An 18,838-nucleotide genomic window follows, 5' to 3' on the forward strand; every position below is an offset into this window, starting at 1 on the left:
TGCAGGGGGGACCCTGTGGGAGAGTAGGACGCCGCCGAACTCCTTTTAGGAAGAGCCCCGTGCCCTTGTGGCACGGGGCTCTTTCGCGTTTCCGGTGAGTGCCCCTCCACCCCTGTGCACCTCCCGGCGGGGGCTGAGGGTAGGGTCAGGGGGCATCATCGGCACGTTCTTGACACAGGAGGCCCCCGGGTGGAGGTCCAGGAGACCCGCGTTCAGACGGACCGGGTACTCACCATCCCCAACATCCTCAGCATGGCGCGTCTCGTCGGCGTGCCTGTCTTCCTGTGGCTGATTCTCCGCCCCGAGTTCGGCGGGCCCAAGAGCGATCGCTGGGCCCTGCTGGTCCTGATGTTCAGCGGCGTCAGCGACTACCTCGACGGCAAGCTCGCGCGCCGTTGGAACCAGATCAGCAGCCTCGGGCGGCTTCTCGACCCCGCCGCCGACCGGCTCTACATTCTTTCCACCCTCGTCGGACTCACCTGGCGCGAGATCCTGCCTCTCTGGCTCACCATCGCCCTGCTCGCGCGCGAGCTGATGCTTCTCGTGATGGTGGGAATCCTGCGCCGGCACGGCTATCCGCCACCCCAGGTGAACTTCCTCGGCAAGGCGGCCACGTTCAACCTGATGTACGCATTCCCCTTGTTGCTGCTCAGCGACGGGCATGGTTGGCTGGCAGAGGTGGCCACTGTTTTCGGATGGGCGTTCGCAGGGTGGGGTACAACCCTCTATTGGTGGGCAGGAATCTTGTACGTGGTTCAGGTCCGCCGCCTCGTCAAGGCGGATGCAGTAGCCGATTGAGCTCGTTGAAGTGGTGCCGTGCAGCGTTGCCGGCCCGCGGCTGATGTCACAGAAGCTGCCCTGACGGGTCAAGTCGGCTCGACCGTCGTCTCTCAAGGAGGACGTTTCCGACATGAAGGCCGTCGTGATGGCTGGCGGCGAAGGCACTCGCCTTCGCCCCATGACCTCGAGCATGCCCAAACCGCTCCTGCCCGTGGCCAATCGGCCGATCATGGAGCATGTGCTCCGGCTGCTGAAACGGCACGGGCTCAATGAGACGGTCGTGACCGTCCAGTTCCTCGCCTCTCTGGTGAAGAATTATTTCGGGGACGGCGAAGAGCTCGGCATGGAGCTGAGCTATGCCAACGAGGAGAAGCCGCTCGGAACCGCCGGCAGCGTGAAGAACGCCGAAGAGGCGCTGAAGGACGACACCTTCCTCGTCATTTCCGGCGATGCGCTGACGGACTTCGACCTCACGGACCTCATCGCTTTCCACAAGGAGAAGGGCGGCCTGGTCACCGTCTGCCTCACCCGCGTTCCCAATCCCCTGGAATTCGGGATCACCATCGTGGACGAGCAGGGTCAGGTCGAACGCTTCCTGGAGAAGCCGACCTGGGGCCAGGTCTTCTCCGACACTGTGAACACGGGCATTTACGTCATGGAGCCCGAGGTCTTCAACTACGTCGAGGCCGACGCCTCCGTGGACTGGTCCGGGGACGTCTTCCCGCAGCTCATGAAGGAGGGCAAGCCCATCTACGGCTATGTCGCCGAGGGCTACTGGGAGGACGTGGGCACTCACGAGAGCTACGTGAAGGCCCAGGCCGATGTGCTGGAGCGCAAGGTCGACGTCGAGATCGACGGCTTCGAGATCTCTCCCGGTGTCTGGGTGGCCGAAGGTGCAGAAGTGCACCCCGACGCCGTGCTGCGCGGCCCGGTCTACATCGGGGACTACGCCAAGGTCGAAGCCGGCGTGGAGATCCGCGAGCACACGGTCATCGGGTCGAACGTCGTCGTGAAGAGCGGCGCCTTCCTGCACAAGGCCGTGGTCCACGACAACGTGTACATCGGCGACCACAGCAACCTGCGCGGCTGCGTGGTCGGCAAGAACACCGACATCATGCGTGCTTCCCGGATCGAGGACGGCGCCGTCATCGGCGACGAATGCCTCGTCGGTGAGGAATCGATCATCCAGGGGAACGTCCGCGTCTACCCCTTCAAGACCATCGAGGCCGGTGCGTTCGTCAACACCTCGGTGATCTGGGAGTCCCGTGGCCAGGCCCACCTCTTCGGGGCGCGCGGCGTCTCCGGAATCCTGAACGTCGAGATCACCCCCGAGCTGGCCGTCAGGCTGGCCGGTGCCTACGCGACGACGCTCAAGAAGGGTTCCACCGTCACCACGGCCCGGGACCACTCCCGAGGCGCCCGGGCGCTCAAACGCGCCGTGATCTCCGCGCTCCAGGCCAGCGCCATCGACGTACGGGACCTGGAGAACGTACCGCTGCCCGTCGCGCGTCAGCAGACCGCGCGCGGCAGTGCCGGCGGGATCATGATCCGTACGTCGCAGGGTGTGCCCGACTCCGTGGACATCATGTTCTTCGACGAACGCGGGGCGGACCTCTCTCAGGCGCGGCAGCGGAAGCTGGACCGGGTGTACGCCAGGCAGGAGTACCGGCGGGCCTTCCCCGGCGAGATCGGCGACATCTACTTCCCGTCCAGCGTCTTCGACTCGTACACCGGGTCACTGCTGCGCAACGTGGACACCACCGGGATCGCCGACGCCCAGCTGAAGGTCGTGGTCGACGCCTCCAACGGCAGCGCGGGACTCGTGCTGCCCAGCCTCCTGGGGCGTCTGGGCGTGGACGCGCTCACCATCAACCCCGGTCTTGACGAATCCCGGCCGACCGAGACGGCCGAAGCCCGGCGCAAGGGGCTCGTGCGCCTGGGCGAGATCGTCTCCTCGGCGCGGGCGGCCTTCGGCGTCCGCTTCGACCCGGTGGGCGAGCGGCTGTCCCTGGTGGACGAACGCGGCCGGATCGTGGAGGACGACCGGGCACTGCTCGTCATGCTCGACCTCGTCGCCGCCGAGCGGCGCAGCGGGCGGGTGGCGCTCCCGGTCACCACGACCAGGGTCGCCGAGCAGGTCGCCGCGTACCACGGCACGCAGGTCGAGTGGACGACCACGTCGCCGGACGACCTGACCCGGGTCGGGCGTGAGGAAGGCACCATCTTCGGAGGAGACGGGCGCGGCGGGTTCATCGTTCCCGAATTCGCCAGTGTCTTCGACGGGACGGCCGCATTCGTGCGGCTCATCGGGCTCGTCGCACGGACCCAGCTCACGCTGAGCCAGATCGACGCCCGCATCCCTCGCGCCCACGTCCTGCGCCGTGACCTGGCGACACCGTGGGCCGTGAAGGGCCTGGTCATGCGCCGGGTCGTGGAGGCGGCCGGCGACCGGGACGTCGACACGACGGACGGCGTACGGGTCGTGGAGGCGGACGGGCGCTGGGTCATGGTGCTGCCGGACCCGGCGGAAGCCGTCACCCACCTGTGGGCCGAGGGACCCGACGACGCCTCCGCGGAGGCCCTGCTCGACGAGTGGGCGGCGGTCGTGGACAGCGCCGGCAACTGAGGCCGGGCCGCGGGGGCGGGCGGTGCGTTCGCCCGTCCCCGCGGCCGAGCGGTCATCGGTGGGGCCATTCGGCGTAAGCCGCCGCGACATGCGACGATGTGCGGCATGTCGCAGCAGCCCCCCGGTCGGAGCACGGCCCCGCCGCCCAAGCGCCCCGACGCGTCCATGCTGCTGCTGACCAATGTGATGGAGCACAGCCTGGACGACGGCTACGCCGAAGCCGCGGCGCGGCGGGCCGCGGAGGGGCGCTCCGGCATGCCCCGTACGCTCAAAGCCAAACTCGGCCTCGCCGCCTGTCTGGTCCTCGCAGCGCTGGTCGTCACGCTCGGCGCCGCCCAGGCGCGGGTGACCGCGCCGGTCCTGGCCAAGGAGAAGCAGGAGCTGATCGACCGCATCGACGCCGAGACGGCGGCGGCCGACACCCTGGAATCCCAGGTGGAGCAGGTCCGCGACGATGTCAGCAGCCGGCAGCGCAAAGCCCTCCAGGAACACGGGGGAGACCAGGGCGAGCTGGTGGCGCTGCTCTCCGGGGCCACGCCCGTGCAGGGGCCCGGGCTGAAGGTGGTCGTCGACGACGCCGAGGACACCGACCAGGGCGGCGGCGGACCTCGCGAGACCAGCGGCTTCTCCGACACCGGGCGGGTCCGCGACCGGGACATGCAGCGCGTCGTCAACGGGCTGTGGGAGTCCGGCGCGGAGGCCATCGCGATCAACGGACAGCGGCTGACGTCCCTGTCGGCGATCCGGGCCGCGGGCGACGCCATACTGGTCGACAACAAACCGCTCGTGCCCCCGTACTCGGTGCTCGCGGTGGGAGACGGCAAGAAGCTGGGCGCGGCCTTCCGCGACAGTGCCGACGGCCGGTACCTGCAGGCGCTGAAGGACAGCTTCGACATCCGGACCAGCATCTCCGTCCAGGAGAAGCTGAGCCTTCCGGCCGCCCCGAGCCTGATCGTACGGACAGCAGAGCCATACAAGGCCGCAGACACAGGGAAGGGCACATCGTGATCGCCGTACTGGGCCTCGTCGTGGGAGTCGTGGTCGGACTGTTGGTCCGGCCCGAAGTTCCGGCGGTGGTCGAGCCCTATCTCCCCATCGCCGTCGTGGCCGCGCTCGACGCGGTGTTCGGCGGACTGAGGGCCATGCTCGACGGCATCTTCGTCGACAAGGTCTTCGTGGTCTCGTTCCTCTCGAACGTGGTCGTGGCGGCCCTCATCGTCTTCCTGGGCGACAAGCTGGGCGTCGGCGCCCAGCTCTCCACGGGTGTGGTGGTCGTCCTGGGCATCCGGATCTTCTCCAACGCCGCGGCGATCCGCCGGCACGTCTTCCGGGCCTGATGCCGATGAGCAACGACGACTTCGACGAGAACTCCGCCGACGGCCGGGAGCCCCGGGCGGACGTCCCTCAGGAGCTCACCGGGCGCCGGCGGCTGATCGCCGGTCTCTGGCCGCCCCGGGTGACCCGCGCCCAACTCATCGTCGCCCTCCTGCTGTTCGGCCTCGGGCTCGGGCTCGCCATCCAGGTGCGGTCCAACAGCGACAGCAACGCCCTGCGCGGCGCGCGCCAGGAGGACCTGGTGCGCATCCTGGACGAGGTGGACGACCGCACCCAGCGGCTGGAGGACGAGAAGCAGCGCCTCGACGCCCAGCGCACGGAGCTGGAGAACAGCTCCGACCAGGCCGAGGAGGCCCGGAGGCAGACGGTCGAGAAGGAGCGGCAACTCGGCGTGCTCGCCGGGACCGTGGCGGCCCACGGCCCCGGGATCACCATGACGGTCAACGACCCCGGCGGCGCCGTGCGGCCCGACATGCTGCTCGACGCCCTGCAGGAGCTCAGGGCGGCCGGCGCCGAGGCCGTCGAGGTCAACGGAGTGCGTGTGGTGGCCAATACGTACTTCTCCGGTGACGCGGGCGCCGTCGAGGTGGACGGGCGCAAGATCACCGCCCCGTACGTCTTCAAGGTCATCGGCAAGCCGCAGGATCTGGAACCGGCGCTGAACATCCCCGGGGGTGTGGTGCAGACGCTGGAGAAGGAGCAGGCCACCGTGCATGTGCTGCGGGCCGACGACATTGTCGTGGACGCCTTGCGACCGGCGGAGCGGCCTGACTACGCTCGGTCGTCGGGCCAGTGATCCCCGGGCGCCCGGGCGTCGGGGAACACGAGCGGACGGTTGCGGGGGGTCGCCGCATCGTAATCGTGGCGCGTGGTGGAAACTGTCGAGTGGATACGGACGTTGTGAAGATGTCCGGGTCGGCAGGTGTGTTCATTCAGGGTTCGTCCTGCCCCACGGGCGGGTCTGTTTCGGTCAAGGGGAATCGCCCGTGAAGTTGTTTGGGAAGTTGTTCGGCAAGAGCGCCCGCGATGAGGCCGCACGTCATCGCGCGCCGCGCCACGGTCAGCCCGACGAGCAGGGCGCGGAGCGCCCGCTCTTCCGCGACCAGGTGGCAGGCCAGGGGGGTGACTACCCGGGCGGTCCCGGCGCGTCGTCCGTTGACCCTGCCGGTCCCGGCCGCATAGGTTTCGGAGCCCCGAGCCAGGAGGCTTCGTCCATGCCGGTGTGTACGAGGTGCGGCCACCGCAACGCGGAGGCCAGCCGTTTCTGCTCCAACTGCGGTGCGCCGCTGCGGGGCGGCATCCCGGAGCGCGCCTCGGAGACGACGTCGACCATCTCGATCTCGGGCCTTGAGGCGTACGAGGCGGAGGCCACCGGCCAGACCGCCGTGCCGTCGCTGTCGCCCGAGGCGCAGGCGGCCGTCGACGCCCTGCCGCTCGGCTCGGCGCTCCTGGTGGTGCGGCGCGGTCCCAACAGCGGCAGCCGTTTCCTGCTGGACGGCGAGCTGACCACGGCCGGCCGTCACCCGCAGAGCGACATCTTCCTGGACGACGTGACGGTCTCCCGCCGCCATGTGGAGTTCCGCCGGGGTGCCGACGGCAGCTTCACGGTCGGGGACGTCGGCAGCCTCAACGGCACCTATGTCAACCGTGAGCGGATCGACTCCGTCGCCCTGTCCAACGGCGACGAAGTGCAGATCGGCAAGTACCGGCTGGTCTTCTACGCGAACCAGCGGGGCATCTGACCCGCCCCCGGACGCCGTCCGGGGGGAACCCCAGGAAGGTCCATGCTGAGAACACCGAGCGGCGGTGCCCGACACGGCACCGCCGCCGACGGCCGGCCGATGAGCATCGGCACGGTGCTCCTGCAGCTGCAGGAGGAGTTCCCCGAGGTCACCATCTCCAAGATCCGCTTCCTGGAGGCCGAAGGGCTGGTCGAACCGCAGCGGACCCCTTCCGGTTACCGGAAGTTCGTTGCCGCGGACGTCGAGCGGCTCGCCCAGGTGCTCCGGATGCAGCGGGACCACTACCTGCCCCTGAAGGTCATCCGCGAGCATCTGGACGCCCTGGCCCGCGGTGAGCAGGTGACCCTGCCGTCGCCCGACGGGGAGCCGCGGCAGGTGGACGGCGAGCCGGCCGGGGTGCCGGGTCGGGCCACGGCCGCCCGCATCGGCCGTGCCGAGCTCCTGGTCGCCGCCGAGGTCACCGAGAGCGACCTGGACGACTGGGAGTCGTACGGCTTGGTCGTGCCCTCGGCGGACGGCGGGTACGACGCCGAGATGGTCACCGTCGCCAGGCTTGTGGCGGAACTGGGGCGATTCGGTCTGGAACCTCGTCATCTGAGGGCCGTGCGGGCCGCCGCCGACCGGGAGGCCGGGCTCATCGAGCAGATGGTCGCGCCGCTGCGCCGGCACCGGAATCCGCAGACCAGAGCGCATGCGGAGGCGACCGCGAAGGAGCTGGCGGAGCTGTCCGTACGGCTGCACTCCGCCCTCGTACAGACCGCTCTGCAGGTACGGCTGCACTGAAGGCGGACCAGCCCGACTACCCAAACCTGCCGAGCACGTCCTAGGGTTGCTGTGTGAACGAGCTCGACGTTGTGGGTGTCCGGGTGGAAATGCCCTCCAACCAACCGATCGTGCTCCTGCGTGAAGTGGGAGGCGACCGGTACCTCCCCATTTGGATCGGTCCTGGTGAGGCGACCGCGATCGCCTTCGCCCAGCAGGGCATGGCTCCGGCCAGGCCGCTGACCCATGATCTCTTCAAGGATGTGCTCGAGGCCGTAGGCCAGGAGCTCACCGAGGTCCGGATCACGGACCTGCGCGAAGGGGTTTTCTACGCGGAGCTGGTCTTCGCCGGCGGTGTCGAGGTGAGCGCGCGGCCTTCCGACGCCATAGCCCTCGCCCTGCGCACCGGCACGCCGATCTACGGCAGTGACGGGGTGCTGGACGACGCGGGGATCGCGATCCCCGACGAGCAGGAGGACGAGGTGGAGAAGTTCCGCGAGTTCCTCGACCAGATCTCTCCGGAGGACTTCGGGACGAACAACAGCCAGTGACGTCTTCGGGGGCGGCTCACCGGCATATCCGGTGAGCCTTTCCCCGTCAACGGTCACGCGAAACCACCCTCAGGGTGATTATCACTCGGCGTGCCGAGTGTGGCGATCGTTGACGCACCCCGGGTGACTGCCTACCTTCGAGTGGGCAGGTCAAGGACGGAGGTCGGCGTGAGAAGCAGCGGCGACGGTACGGCAGCGGGTGCGCCGTATTCGCAGCAGGGGAGTACGGCCGGCCGGACCATCGGGCAGTCGGCCGTGCCGGCCGCGGTGGCGGGGGGCGGCGTGACATCGGCCGACGACATCGGCTACCGCGGGCCCACGGCGTGCGCGGCGGCGGGGATCACGTACCGGCAGCTGGACTACTGGGCGCGCACCGGCCTCGTGGAGCCGAGCGTCCGTCCGGCGTACGGGTCGGGCACGCAGCGGCTCTACAGTTTCCGGGACGTCGTCCTGCTGAAGATCGTGAAGCGCTTCCTCGACACCGGAGTGGCGCTCCAGAACATCCGGACCACCGTCCAGCACCTGCGGGCCCGAGGGTTCCAGGACCTGGAGCGGATGACGTTGATGAGCGACGGGGCCACGGTCTACGAGTGCTCCTCGCCCGCCGAGGTGGTCGACCTGCTCCAAGGCGGCCAGGGCGTCTTCGGGATCGCCGTCGGGGTCGTGTGGCGGGACGTGGACGCCGCCCTGTCGCAGCTGCACGGGGAACGCGTGGACACCGGCGAGACGCTGATCGGGCACAACCCGGCCGACGAGCTCGCCCGGCGCCGCAACCGGGCCGTCTGAGCCGCTGAGGGCGCGCCGGGGCGGGAATCGCGGGCGCCCGGGCCGCGCTGACGCGGCGATTGTCAGTGCCGTAGGGCAGCATCGGCTGATGTGAGAGCCGCGCCCACCATCCTGCATCTGGACATGGATGCCTTCTACGCCTCCGCGGAGCAGGCGGCGAAGCCCAGCCTGCGCGGCAAACCGGTCGTGGTGGGCGGGCTGGGGCCGCGCGGGGTCGTCGCGACCGCCTCGTACGAGGCACGGCGCTTCGGGGTGCACTCGGCGATGCCGATGGCGCAGGCCAGACGGCTCGCGCCGAACGCCGCCTATCTCGTCCCGCGCTTCGCGCTGTACCGGTCGGTGAGCGACCAGGTCATGGAGCTGCTGGGCCGGCTCTCGCCGTTGGTGGAGCCGCTCAGCCTGGACGAGGCGTTCGTGGACCTCGAAGCGGGCGGCACCGCAGACGACACCGCCTCCGCCCTGGAGATCGGCCGGGAACTGCGCGAGGCCATCCAGGCGGTCACCGGACTGAGCGGTTCCGTCGGGCTCGCCGGCTCCAAGATGCTCGCCAAGATCGCCTCCGAGGAGGCCAAGCCCGACGGGATACGCCTGATCGAGCCGGGTACCGAGCGCGCGCACCTCGCGCCCATGCCGGTGCGCACCCTGCCCGGCGTCGGCCCCGCCACGGCCGACCATCTGCGCCGCGCCGGCATGACGACGGTCGACGACCTTGCCGAGGCGGGCGAGGCGGAGCTGGTACGGCTGCTGGGCAAGGCGCACGGCGCCGCGCTGCACCGGATGGCCTCCGGCTTCGACGACCGGCCCGTGGTCGCGGAGCGGGACGCGAAGTCCGTCTCCGTCGAGGACACCTTCGACATGGACCTGCACGACCGCGTCCGGGTGCGCACCGAGGTGGAGCGGCTGGCCGACCGGTGCGTGCAGCGCCTGAGGGGCGCGGGGCGCTCGGGGCGCACGGTGGTGCTCAAGGTGCGCCGCTACGACTTCTCCACGCTGACCCGCTCCGAGACGCTGCGCGGGCCCACGGACGACCCCGCGGTCGTCCGCGAGGCCGCCGCCCGGCTCCTGGAGGCGGTGGACACCACCGGCGGGGTGCGGCTGCTGGGCGTCGGCGTCACGGGGCTCGCCGACTACACGCAGGAGGACCTGTTCGCCCAGGCCGCCGGTGCGCGGGCGGCGGCCCTCCCGGAGGACGCCGGGGCCCGGCCGCAGGACGACGCCGACGGCCGCGAGGTCACGGCGGACGGCGGACCGGCGCCGGAGGAGGCCGCCGCCGAGCGGCTCGCCGCGCGCCGCTGGCCGGCCGGGCACGACGTGCGGCACGAGGTCCACGGACACGGCTGGGTGCAGGGGAGCGGGGTCGGCCGGGTGACCGTGCGGTTCGAGGAACCGGGCGCGACGGCACCCGGCCGGGTGCGTACGTTCCGCGTGGACGACCCCGCGCTGCGGGCCGCCGACCCCCTCCCCCTCGTTCCGGACCCGCCGGACTACTCCTCCTGGCCCGCCAGCCGGCCGAAGTCGCGGTCCGGGGCCGGTGCGCCGGGGGCCGCGTCCAGGCCGTAGTGCCGGTAGAGCTGGAGCTCCTGCTCGGGGGAGAGGTGGCGGCCCACGCCGAAGTCGGGGGCGTCCTTGATCAGCGCCCGGTCGAAGGGGACGCGCAGTGTGTCGTCCACGAATTCGCTGGGCTCCAGCGGGACGAAGGTGTCACGGCTGAAGAGCCCGGTGCGCACGGCCGCCCATTCGGGGACTCCGGTCGCGTCATCGAGGTACACCTCGTCCACGGTCCCGATCTTGGTGCCCTTGCGGTCGAACGCCTTGCGGCCGATCAGGCTGCGCGGGTCGATGTCGGTCTGCACGGTCCCTCCCACACGGGTCGCGGCTGGTCCACAGGGAATACAGAAATGCAGTTCCGTGGTCTTGGCCACTCGAGAATTCTCGTCGCGTACCCCGCTGGTAGTCTGGTCATGGCTGCTGACCCCGTGCGGGAGAGTCGTCCGGAGCCGATCCGGAGGACGCCGAAGGAGCAAATCCTCCCCGGAATCTCTCAGGCCCCCGTACCGCACGGACGAGGTCACTCTGGAAAGCAGGGCGGGTTGCGCGCGGCCGATGGGCCGTACGGAGCCTCTCCCTCACCGACGGTGAAAGCCGGCGCCCGTGTGGTGCCGGTGAAGCTCTCAGGTTGAGATGACAGAGGGGGAGGCCGTACGGGCACCCGGCGCCGCGGTGCCCCTCGCAGGTCGTGACAGACCAGGAGGCCTCCACCATGACCCCCCGTCGCACCCCGCTCACGCAGCTGGAACAGGGCATCCCCTTCGAGCAGCGCCACATCGGCCCGGACGCCGAGGCCCAGGCGAAGATGCTCGCCCAGGTCGGTTACGGCTCGCTGGACGAGCTGACGGCGGCCGCCGTGCCCGACGTGATCAAGAGCGCCGAGGCGCTGAACCTGCCGGGGGCCCGGACCGAGGCCGAGGTGCTGGCCGAACTCCGCCGGCTCGCCGACCGCAACCAGGTCCTCGCCCCGATGATCGGACTCGGCTACTACGGCACGTTCACGCCGCCGGTGATCCTGCGCAACGTCATGGAGAACCCCGCCTGGTACACGGCCTACACGCCGTACCAGCCCGAGATCTCCCAGGGCCGCCTCGAAGCCCTCCTGAACTTCCAGACGATGGTCGCCGAGCTGACCGGCCTGCCCACCTCCGGCGCCTCGCTGCTCGACGAGGGCACCGCCGCCGCCGAGGCCATGGCGCTCGCCCGGCGCGTCGGCAAGGTCAGGAACGGCGTCTTCCTGGTCGACGCCGACACCCTGCCGCAGACCGTCGCCGTCATCGAGACCCGCGCCGAGCCGACCGGCGTCGAGGTCGTCGTCGCCGACCTCACCGACGGCATCCCGGCGGAGGTCGCCGAACGCGGCGTCTTCGGCGTGCTCCTCCAGTACCCCGGCGCCTCCGGGGCCGTCCGGGACCTCAAGCCCGTCATCGACCAGGCGCACGAGCTGGGCGCGATCGTCACCGTCGCCGCCGACCTGCTGGCCCTCACGCTGCTCACCTCGCCCGGCGAGCTGGGCGCCGACATCGCCGTCGGCACCACGCAGCGCTTCGGCGTCCCGATGGGCTTCGGCGGCCCGCACGCCGGCTACATGGCGGTCCGCGACAAGTTCGCCCGCAGCCTGCCCGGCCGCCTGGTCGGCGTCTCCGTGGACGCCGACGGGAACAAGGCGTACCGCCTGGCCCTCCAGACCCGCGAGCAGCACATCCGCCGCGAGAAGGCCACCAGTAACATCTGCACCGCGCAGGTGCTGCTCGCCGTCATGGCCGGCATGTACGCCGTCTACCACGGCCCCGAGGGCCTGCGCACCATCGCCCGGCGCACCCACCGCTACGCCGCGATCCTGGCCGAGGGCCTGCGCGCCGCCGGCGTCGACGTGGTGACCGGCTCCTACTTCGACACGCTCACCGTCCGCGTGCCCGGCAAGGCCGGCGAGGTCGTCGCCGACGCCCGCGAGCGCGGGGTCAACCTGCGCCTGGTCGACGCCGACACCGTCTCGCTGGCCTGCGACGAGACGACGACCCGCACCCAGGTCTCCGCCGTCTGGGCCGCCTTCGGCGCCGACGGGGACGTCGAGGCGCTGGACGCCACCGCCGAGGACGCGCTGCCCGATGCGCTGCTGCGCACCGACCCGATCCTCACCCACCCGGTCTTCCACCAGCACCGGTCCGAGACCGCGATGCTGCGCTACCTGCGCAAGCTCGCCGACCGCGACTACGCGCTGGACCGCGGCATGATCCCGCTCGGCTCCTGCACCATGAAGCTGAACGCGACCGCCGAGATGGAGTCGATCACCTGGCCGGAGTTCGGCGCGCTGCACCCGTTCGCGCCCGCCGAGCAGGCCCAGGGCTTCCTGACGCTCATCCGCGAGCTGGAGGAGCGGCTGGCCGAGGTCACCGGTTACGACGCGGTGTCCATCCAGCCGAACGCCGGCTCGCAGGGCGAGTTCGCGGGGCTGCTGGCCGTCCGCGCGTACCACCGCGCCAACGGCGACGAGAACCGGACCGTCTGTCTGATCCCGTCCTCCGCGCACGGCACCAACGCCGCGAGCGCCGTGATGGCCGGCATGAAGGTGGTCGTCGTCAAGACCGCCGACGACGGCGAGGTCGACATCGAGGACCTGCGCGCCAAGATCGCGCAGTACCGCGACGAGCTGGCCGTGCTCATGATCACCTACCCGTCGACGCACGGCGTCTTCGAGGAGCACGTCGCCGACATCTGCGCCGAGGTGCACGACGCCGGCGGCCAGGTCTACGTCGACGGCGCCAACCTCAACGCCCTGGTCGGCCTGGCCAAGCCCGGCCGGTTCGGCGGGGACGTCTCGCACCTGAACCTGCACAAGACCTTCTGCATCCCGCACGGCGGCGGCGGCCCGGGCGTCGGCCCGGTCGGTGTGCGCGCGCACCTGGCGCCGTACCTGCCCAACCACCCGCTCCAGCCCGCGGCGGGCCCGGAGACCGGCGTCGGACCGATCTCGGCGGCCCCCTGGGGCTCCGCCGGCATCCTCCCGATCTCGTGGGCCTACGTACGCCTGATGGGCGGCGAGGGCCTGAAGCGCGCGACGCAGGTCGCCGTACTCGCGGCCAACTACATCGCCAAGCGGCTCGAACCGCACTACCCGATCCTGTACAACGGCCCGGCCGGGCTGGTCGCGCACGAGTGCATCGTGGACCTCCGGCCCATCTCCAAGGCGACCGGCGTCAGCATCGACGACGTCGCCAAGCGGCTCATCGACTACGGCTTCCACTCGCCGACCATGTCGTTCCCGGTCGCCGGGACCCTGATGATCGAGCCGACCGAGAGCGAGGACCTCGCGGAGCTGGACCGCTTCTGCGACACGATGATCGCGATCCGCGCCGAGATCGAGAAGGTCGCGTCGGGGGAGTGGAGCGCGGACGACAACCCGCTCGCCAACGCCCCGCACACCGCCGCCGCGCTCGGCGGGGAGTGGGAGCACGCGTACAGCCGCGAGGTGGCGGTCTTCCCGGCCGGTGTCTCGGCCGCCGACAAGTACTGGCCGCCGGTGCGCCGGATCGACGGGGCGTTCGGGGACCGCAACCTCGTCTGCTCCTGCCCGCCCCTGGACGAGTACGACAACTGATCCGGTGAGCGAAGCGGTGTGACGCGGACATGCGTCGGGGCCGGTGCGGAGACTTCTCCGGCCGGCCCCTTTCCGTGCCTCGTCTAGGCGGCCTTGACCACCCGGCTCGCCGCCAGGGGCCGGTGCGGGGCGATGATCTGCCCGTCCGGAAGCAGCTCACCGGTGTCCTCGAAGAGCAGGACGCCGTTGCACAGCAGGCTCCAGCCCTGCTCCGGGTGGTGGGCCACCTGGCGGGCGGCCTCCCGGTCGGCTGAGTCGGCTGTCGGGCAGGGTGGCTGATGCTGGCACATGGGTGGGTTCTTTCGCTGCGTCGAGTTGAGTGGCCTGCGGTGTGAAGAGGTGTTCATGACCGCCCCCGTATCGATCGGTCGAATCCCAGTGTTGCCCCACGGGCGACAATCCGCAGGGATTTCGCCGCAGCGCTTCCACTCCTCCCATGACGCGTCACCCGCCCGGACGGTTCAACTCAACTGCACTGTCACTTCGGGTGGTTCGGGGTGGCCGGATGGGACTAGTCCGGATGGGCGGGGTGCCGTACGCACGTCCGCGTGCTGTGCCCCGCCGCCGGAAGGGGGCGAAGGGGCACAGCACGCGGAGGGGGCGGCCGCCGGTCTCAGGCCGGGGCCGGCGAGCCCAGCAGCGGACCCGGGCCGGGCGTGATGCGGGTGGTGATCACCGGCAGCAGGTCGGCGGCCCGGTGCGGCCGGTGGGCGGCGAAGCCGGGCGGCGCCGGGGACAGCGGCACGAGTACGTCGTCCGGGGCGGGGGCGCCGCAGGAGGCGTCCGCGGTGGGGTCGCCGTGCAGCCACAGGGCCAGCATGTAGAGGTCGGGGATGGACAGCAGCCTCGGCTGGTAGGGGCCGCTCATCCCCTCCGCCTGGCGCAGCGCCAGCTCCGTCGAGGCGATGTACGGGCCCTCGAAGAAGTGCGAGAAGGTCCAGCCGTCCGCGGTGAGCATGGTGTCCGCCGCCGCCACCGCCCGCTCCGTGCTGCGGATCTGAAAGCGCCAGGCGGCGAGCCGGGTGGCGGGTGCGAGGTCGCCCGGAGCGACGCCCAGCACATGGACGGGCAGCGGGTGTTCGGGGCTCAGAGGTCCCTGTGCGGACCGCAGGGCGGGCGTACGGGCCTCGCGGACCGCGGTCGGTGAACCGAGCGCCGCGAGAACGCTGCGCAGTGCGGGCGCGGGGGCCGGGGGAACATGCAGCGGCATATTGGGTCGCCTCTCACTTCGGAGACACGGTGGTGCGCGGGCGGGTGCGGACGGCGTTGTCGGCGTGCGGGGCCAGAGGAGGCCGGTGACTGAGCCGGTGCGTCAACTCTCTGCCTCGTCCGCGGAGTTTATACGACACGTGTTCACGGGGTGTTTCCACTAGCCGCCACGGCTATTGCCGGCAAGGCGGTATCCGGACTTTATTATGCGGAGATCATGCTGATTCGGCGCGAGCGGCGCAGCCGCCGCCTCGGGTTTTTCCCGCGCCGCGGTCGGCCGAAACCCGTCGGGGCTTTACCGGCCCGCCCTACGGGGAAACAGCCCGCTGCGTCATGCCGAGTGAATGTGCCCGGGGCCCCGGCGCTCAGATTAGCGTGTGTGCGCCGTCCGCGGGGCGTTACGGATCACGTCCTGCGGGCATTATCGATCGTGATGCGGGCGGCCCGGGCCGCGTGCCGGCCACATGAGGAGGACACTTCGATGGGGGAGAAGGTCGTCGCGGGCGCCTTTGACCTGTCCGACCGGCAGAGGTACCGGAGGAAGCTGCAACAGTGCCTGGAGGCGCTGTCCGGACTCCTGGCCGAGCGGCGGTTCGACCGGCCGCGCAACCTCATGGGCATGGAGATCGAACTCAATCTCACGGGCGCCGACGCCATGCCGAAGATGTTGAATGGGCAGGTACTGGAGCGCATCGCGAGTCACGATTTCCAGACGGAACTGGGGATGTTCAATCTGGAGGTGAACATAGTCCCCCACCATCTCTCGGGGCGTGTTCTGGATCAGTTGGCCGAAGAGCTGCGGACCGGGCTGGGATATGCCGACCGGAAGGCCGGTGAAGTCGATGCCGGGATCATGATGATCGGAATCCTGCCGACGCTCGGCCGTGACGACATGGTCCGGTCCAATCTCTCCGACGTCGACCGCTACGCCCTCCTGAACGATCAAATGCTGGCGGCGCGCGGCGAGAGTTTCTCGCTCGATATCGAGGGTGTCGAGCGGCTGGTCGCCACTGCGGGATCGATCACCCCGGAGGCGGCCTGCACCTCGCTGCAACTGCATCTCCAGGTCACTCCGGAACGCTTCGCCGACGTGTGGAACGCGGCGCAGACCGTAGCCGCCGTCCAGGTCGCTCTGGGCGCCAACTCGCCGTTCCTCTTCGGCCGCGAGGTGTGGCGGGAGTCGCGGCCGCCGCTGTTCGAGCAGGCCACGGACACCCGGCCCCCCGAACTGCGCAACCAGGGCGTGCGGCCCAGGACCTGGTTCGGGGAGAAGTGGATCGGCTCGGTCGAGGAGCTCTTCGAGGAGAACGTGCGGTATTTCCCGCCGCTCCTGCCCATCTGCGACGATGAGGAGCCCCTGCGCGTCCTCGCCGACGGCGGGGTGCCCCAGCTGAAGGAGCTGGTCCTCCACAACGGCACGGTCTACCGGTGGAACCGCCCGGTGTACGGGATCGCCGACGGCGTTCCGCACCTGCGCGTGGAGAACCGGGTGCTGCCCGCGGGCCCGACCGTCGCCGACGTCATCGCCAACACCGCGCTCTACTACGGCCTGGTGCGGGCGCTGGCGGGGGAGTCGCGTCCGGTGTGGACCCGGATGCCGTTCTCCGCCGCCGCCGAGAACTTCGAGACCGCGTGCCGCCACGGCATCGAGGCCGAGCTGCTGTGGCCCCGGCCCGGCCGCTCCGGCGGGCTGACCCGGGTGCCCGTGACGAAGCTGGTGCGCGACGAGCTGCTGCCGCTCGCCGCCGCCGGGCTCGACGGCTGGAACATCGAGCCGGCGGACCGGGATCACTACCTCGGCATCATCGAGGAGCGTTGCAAGCGGCGGACGAACGGCGCGTCCTGGCAGGCGGACACCTACCACCGGGCGCGCGAGGCGGGCCTGGACCGGGGTGCCGCGCTCGCCGCGATGACCCGGCGTTACGGCGAGCTGATGCAGGGCGGCGACCCGGTGCACACCTGGCCGGCGGGCATCCCGGCGCCGTGACGGGCGGCCGGTCCGCCGCCGGGCCGGGCGCCCGCCCCTACTCCCCGGCCGCGCGGGCGGCCTGGCCCGCCGTCATCACCGCCTGGAGGATCACCGCCTGGATCTCGGCCGGGTCGTTCACCTGGTAGCCGCCGCCCCCGGTGACCTCGGCGATCTCGGCCAGCTCCTCGCGGTCCGCATCGGGTCCGACGGCGATGGCCAGCAGCGGGACCGGGCGCGTCGGGTCGGCGATGGACTTCAGCTCGTCCACGAGGGCGGAGCGCGAGATGGACCGCTCGTCCTGGTTCGACCCGTCCGTGAGGATCACCACCGCGTTGAACTTGCCCTTCACATACGTGCGCTGCGCCTCCTTGTACGCGGCCAGGGCGGTGTCGTACAGGCCGGTGGCACCGTCCGGCACCGGGCGCAGCGCGGCGAACGCGGCGGCGAGCTTCTCCCGGTGGGTGCCGCCGCCCTTCGCGGGGTCGCCGAGCCTGGCGGTCGTCGCGAGCCGGCGGTAGTCCTTGTCGCCGTCGAGCGTGGTCGCGAACTCCCAGAGCCCGATCTCGTCGTTCGGGGTGAACTGGTTGAGCGCCTGGATCAGCGATGCCTTGGTGACGTCCATCCGGGACTGGTCGCGGCCCGGCACCGTCGCGGCCATGGAGCCGGAGGCGTCGACCACGGTGGTGAGCCGCGCGCTCTGCACGGTGATCGTCCACATGCCGAGCGTCTCCTGGAGCGCCTCGTCCGTCGGGGCGGGCGGCTGCGTCGCGTCGTACGGCTGGGGCGACCGGCCGCCCGCCGCTGCCACCAGCTTCTCGTCCGCCGTGCCGTACGTGGTCCGGAAGCCGTGCTCCCGGAGGGTGCGCACCGAGCTCTCCTCGGAGAGCAGGATCATGAACCGCAGCGCGGCCCGGCTCTCGTCCGTGGACCGGTGGCGCTCGTCCACCATCGTGAGCGGGTAGTTGAGCAGCGGGGTGCCGTCCTCGGGATAGAACAGGTCCAGCTTGCCGTCGGCCGCCGACTCGGCGTTGTGGGTGAAGGCGGCCTGTTCGGAGAGGAGCACCGCCTGGTTGCGCGCCGGGTTGCCCTCCTCGGTGCCCGAGCCGTCCTGCGGCAGGGTCGCCACGACCTGGGTGTCCCCGTCGGACATCCGCTGGGCGAGCAGCTTCGCGGTGGCCGCGACCCGGGTGTCGCTGTCGCCGCCCTGCTTCCCGGTGGAGGCGCCGATGCTGTTGAGGGCCAGCAGGCCGGTCGCCGAGCGCGCGGGGTCGGCGGAGCCGAGACGGACCCGGTCGGACTCCATGGCCGCGCCCGTCAACTCGGCCCAGGTGTAGGTCTTCTTCGGCCAGCCGAGGCTCTTGGCGGCCTGCGGGACGGTGGCGAGCGTGACCGGTGAGGTGGCGACGGAGCCGCCGGGGGTGATCGGGGTGCCGTCCCCGGCGCCCTTGGCCCGGGTCAGCCACACGTCGGAGTCGGGGAGCCATATCTGGTAGTCGGGGCGGGCTCCGCTCGCCAGCGCGTCCGCGACCCTGTACGAGTCACGGGCCACCACGTTCACGTCGACGCAGCGTCCGTCGGAGCGCACCTCGTCCGTACGTGCCCGGTCGGCGATGGCACGTACGGCGGGGGCGATGTCCGGTGAGGCCGCCATCGACAGGTGGACGGCGTTCTCCTCGCACGACTTGGAGAACGGGAGCAGGCCGCCCTGCGCCGCGACCGCCGCTCCCCCCGCCACGGCGAGGACGAGGACGGTGGCGATGGCCACGTTCCGGCGGCGGCGCGGTGGACGGTCCCCGCCTCCGGCCGCCGAGCGGTCATCGGGCAAGCTGTGACGTCCCATGTCGGTGGTGCCCCTCCTTGAGTATGTACAAGGAAAAGGGGGACCACGCCATCGGCAATGGCGTTCGTCCCCCGGCCGGTCGCGCATGATCT

Annotated in this window: 16 protein-coding genes and 1 riboswitch; of the genes, 12 read left to right on the forward strand and 4 right to left on the reverse strand. The window is 70.9% G+C overall.

The annotated features are described in order from the left end of the window. Nucleotides 1-189: 189 nt before the first annotated feature. The 10 genes from ABZ565_RS16680 (at nt 190) to ABZ565_RS16725 (ending at nt 10,142) form a co-directional block, all read left to right on the forward strand. Nucleotides 190-798, forward strand: coding sequence for a CDP-alcohol phosphatidyltransferase family protein (locus tag ABZ565_RS16680; RefSeq protein ID WP_361026492.1), 609 nt, complete (start codon nt 190-192; stop codon nt 796-798). 112 nt (nt 799-910) lie between these two features. Continuing rightward, the gene (locus ABZ565_RS16685; RefSeq protein WP_361026495.1) at nt 911-3,406 is read left to right on the forward strand and encodes a mannose-1-phosphate guanyltransferase; all 2,496 of its coding nucleotides are present in this window, start codon (nt 911-913) and stop codon (nt 3,404-3,406) included. 105 nt (nt 3,407-3,511) lie between these two features. Then, complete coding sequence (locus ABZ565_RS16690; protein ID WP_361026498.1) at nt 3,512-4,414, forward strand: DUF881 domain-containing protein; 903 nt, start codon at nt 3,512-3,514, stop codon at nt 4,412-4,414. Then, nucleotides 4,411-4,743: a small basic family protein gene (locus tag ABZ565_RS16695; RefSeq protein WP_003970459.1), complete on the forward strand. Its 333-nt coding sequence runs from the start codon at nt 4,411-4,413 to the stop codon at nt 4,741-4,743. The genes ABZ565_RS16690 and ABZ565_RS16695 overlap by 4 nt, the downstream gene beginning before the upstream one ends. 5 nt (nt 4,744-4,748) lie before the next feature. Beyond that, nucleotides 4,749-5,537 (forward strand): DUF881 domain-containing protein, encoded by a 789-nt coding sequence (locus tag ABZ565_RS16700; protein ID WP_361026501.1) that lies wholly within the window; start codon nt 4,749-4,751, stop codon nt 5,535-5,537. Between the two features lie 82 nt (nt 5,538-5,619). Next, a complete protein-coding gene (locus ABZ565_RS16705; protein WP_361026972.1) occupies nt 5,620-6,483 on the forward strand; it encodes an FHA domain-containing protein in 864 nt (287 codons plus the stop codon). A 42-nt stretch (nt 6,484-6,525) separates the two neighbouring features. Beyond that, nucleotides 6,526-7,266, forward strand: a complete 741-nt coding sequence (locus tag ABZ565_RS16710) for a MerR family transcriptional regulator (RefSeq protein ID WP_361026504.1) — start codon at nt 6,526-6,528, stop codon at nt 7,264-7,266. A gap of 53 nt (nt 7,267-7,319) precedes the next feature. Beyond that, a complete protein-coding gene (locus ABZ565_RS16715) occupies nt 7,320-7,796 on the forward strand; it encodes a bifunctional nuclease family protein (RefSeq protein WP_026171779.1) in 477 nt (158 codons plus the stop codon). A gap of 168 nt (nt 7,797-7,964) precedes the next feature. Beyond that, a complete protein-coding gene (locus ABZ565_RS16720; protein ID WP_361026507.1) occupies nt 7,965-8,582 on the forward strand; it encodes a MerR family transcriptional regulator in 618 nt (205 codons plus the stop codon). A gap of 90 nt (nt 8,583-8,672) precedes the next feature. Continuing rightward, nucleotides 8,673-10,142 (forward strand): DNA polymerase IV, encoded by a 1,470-nt coding sequence (locus ABZ565_RS16725; RefSeq protein WP_361026509.1) that lies wholly within the window; start codon nt 8,673-8,675, stop codon nt 10,140-10,142. Here ABZ565_RS16725 and ABZ565_RS16730 read toward each other — a convergent pair. After that, a complete protein-coding gene (locus tag ABZ565_RS16730; RefSeq protein ID WP_361026512.1) occupies nt 10,067-10,435 on the reverse strand; it encodes a PRC-barrel domain-containing protein in 369 nt (122 codons plus the stop codon). The two genes, ABZ565_RS16725 and ABZ565_RS16730, sit on opposite strands and share 76 nt — an antisense overlap. Nucleotides 10,436-10,551: 116 nt before the next feature. Further along, nucleotides 10,552-10,649, forward strand: a riboswitch (glycine riboswitch). A 193-nt stretch (nt 10,650-10,842) separates the two neighbouring features. On the opposite strand from ABZ565_RS16730, the gene gcvP reads away from it, so the two are divergent. Next, a complete protein-coding gene (gene gcvP, locus ABZ565_RS16735) occupies nt 10,843-13,728 on the forward strand; it encodes an aminomethyl-transferring glycine dehydrogenase (protein WP_361026515.1) in 2,886 nt (961 codons plus the stop codon). An 83-nt stretch (nt 13,729-13,811) separates the two neighbouring features. Here gcvP and ABZ565_RS16740 read toward each other — a convergent pair whose 3' ends face one another. After that, the gene (locus tag ABZ565_RS16740) at nt 13,812-14,018 is read right to left on the reverse strand and encodes a DUF5999 family protein (protein WP_073969024.1); all 207 of its coding nucleotides are present in this window, start codon (nt 14,016-14,018) and stop codon (nt 13,812-13,814) included. Nucleotides 14,019-14,341: 323 nt separating this feature from the next. Beyond that, nucleotides 14,342-14,938, reverse strand: coding sequence for a hypothetical protein (locus ABZ565_RS16745; protein WP_361026518.1), 597 nt, complete (start codon nt 14,936-14,938; stop codon nt 14,342-14,344). Nucleotides 14,939-15,418: 480 nt separating this feature from the next. Here ABZ565_RS16745 and ABZ565_RS16750 point away from each other — a divergent pair, with 480 nt between their 5' ends. Beyond that, complete coding sequence (locus tag ABZ565_RS16750) at nt 15,419-16,924, forward strand: glutamate-cysteine ligase family protein (protein ID WP_361026521.1); 1,506 nt, start codon at nt 15,419-15,421, stop codon at nt 16,922-16,924. Nucleotides 16,925-16,961: 37 nt separating this feature from the next. Here ABZ565_RS16750 and ABZ565_RS16755 read toward each other — a convergent pair whose 3' ends face one another. After that, entirely contained in the window at nt 16,962-18,746 is a 1,785-nt protein-coding gene (locus tag ABZ565_RS16755) for a substrate-binding and VWA domain-containing protein (protein ID WP_361026524.1), read from the reverse strand. Nucleotides 18,747-18,838: the final 92 nt, after the last annotated feature.

The sequence above is a fragment of the Streptomyces sp. NPDC016469 genome, assembly GCF_040632905.1.
GTDB lineage: Bacteria > Actinomycetota > Actinomycetes > Streptomycetales > Streptomycetaceae > Streptomyces.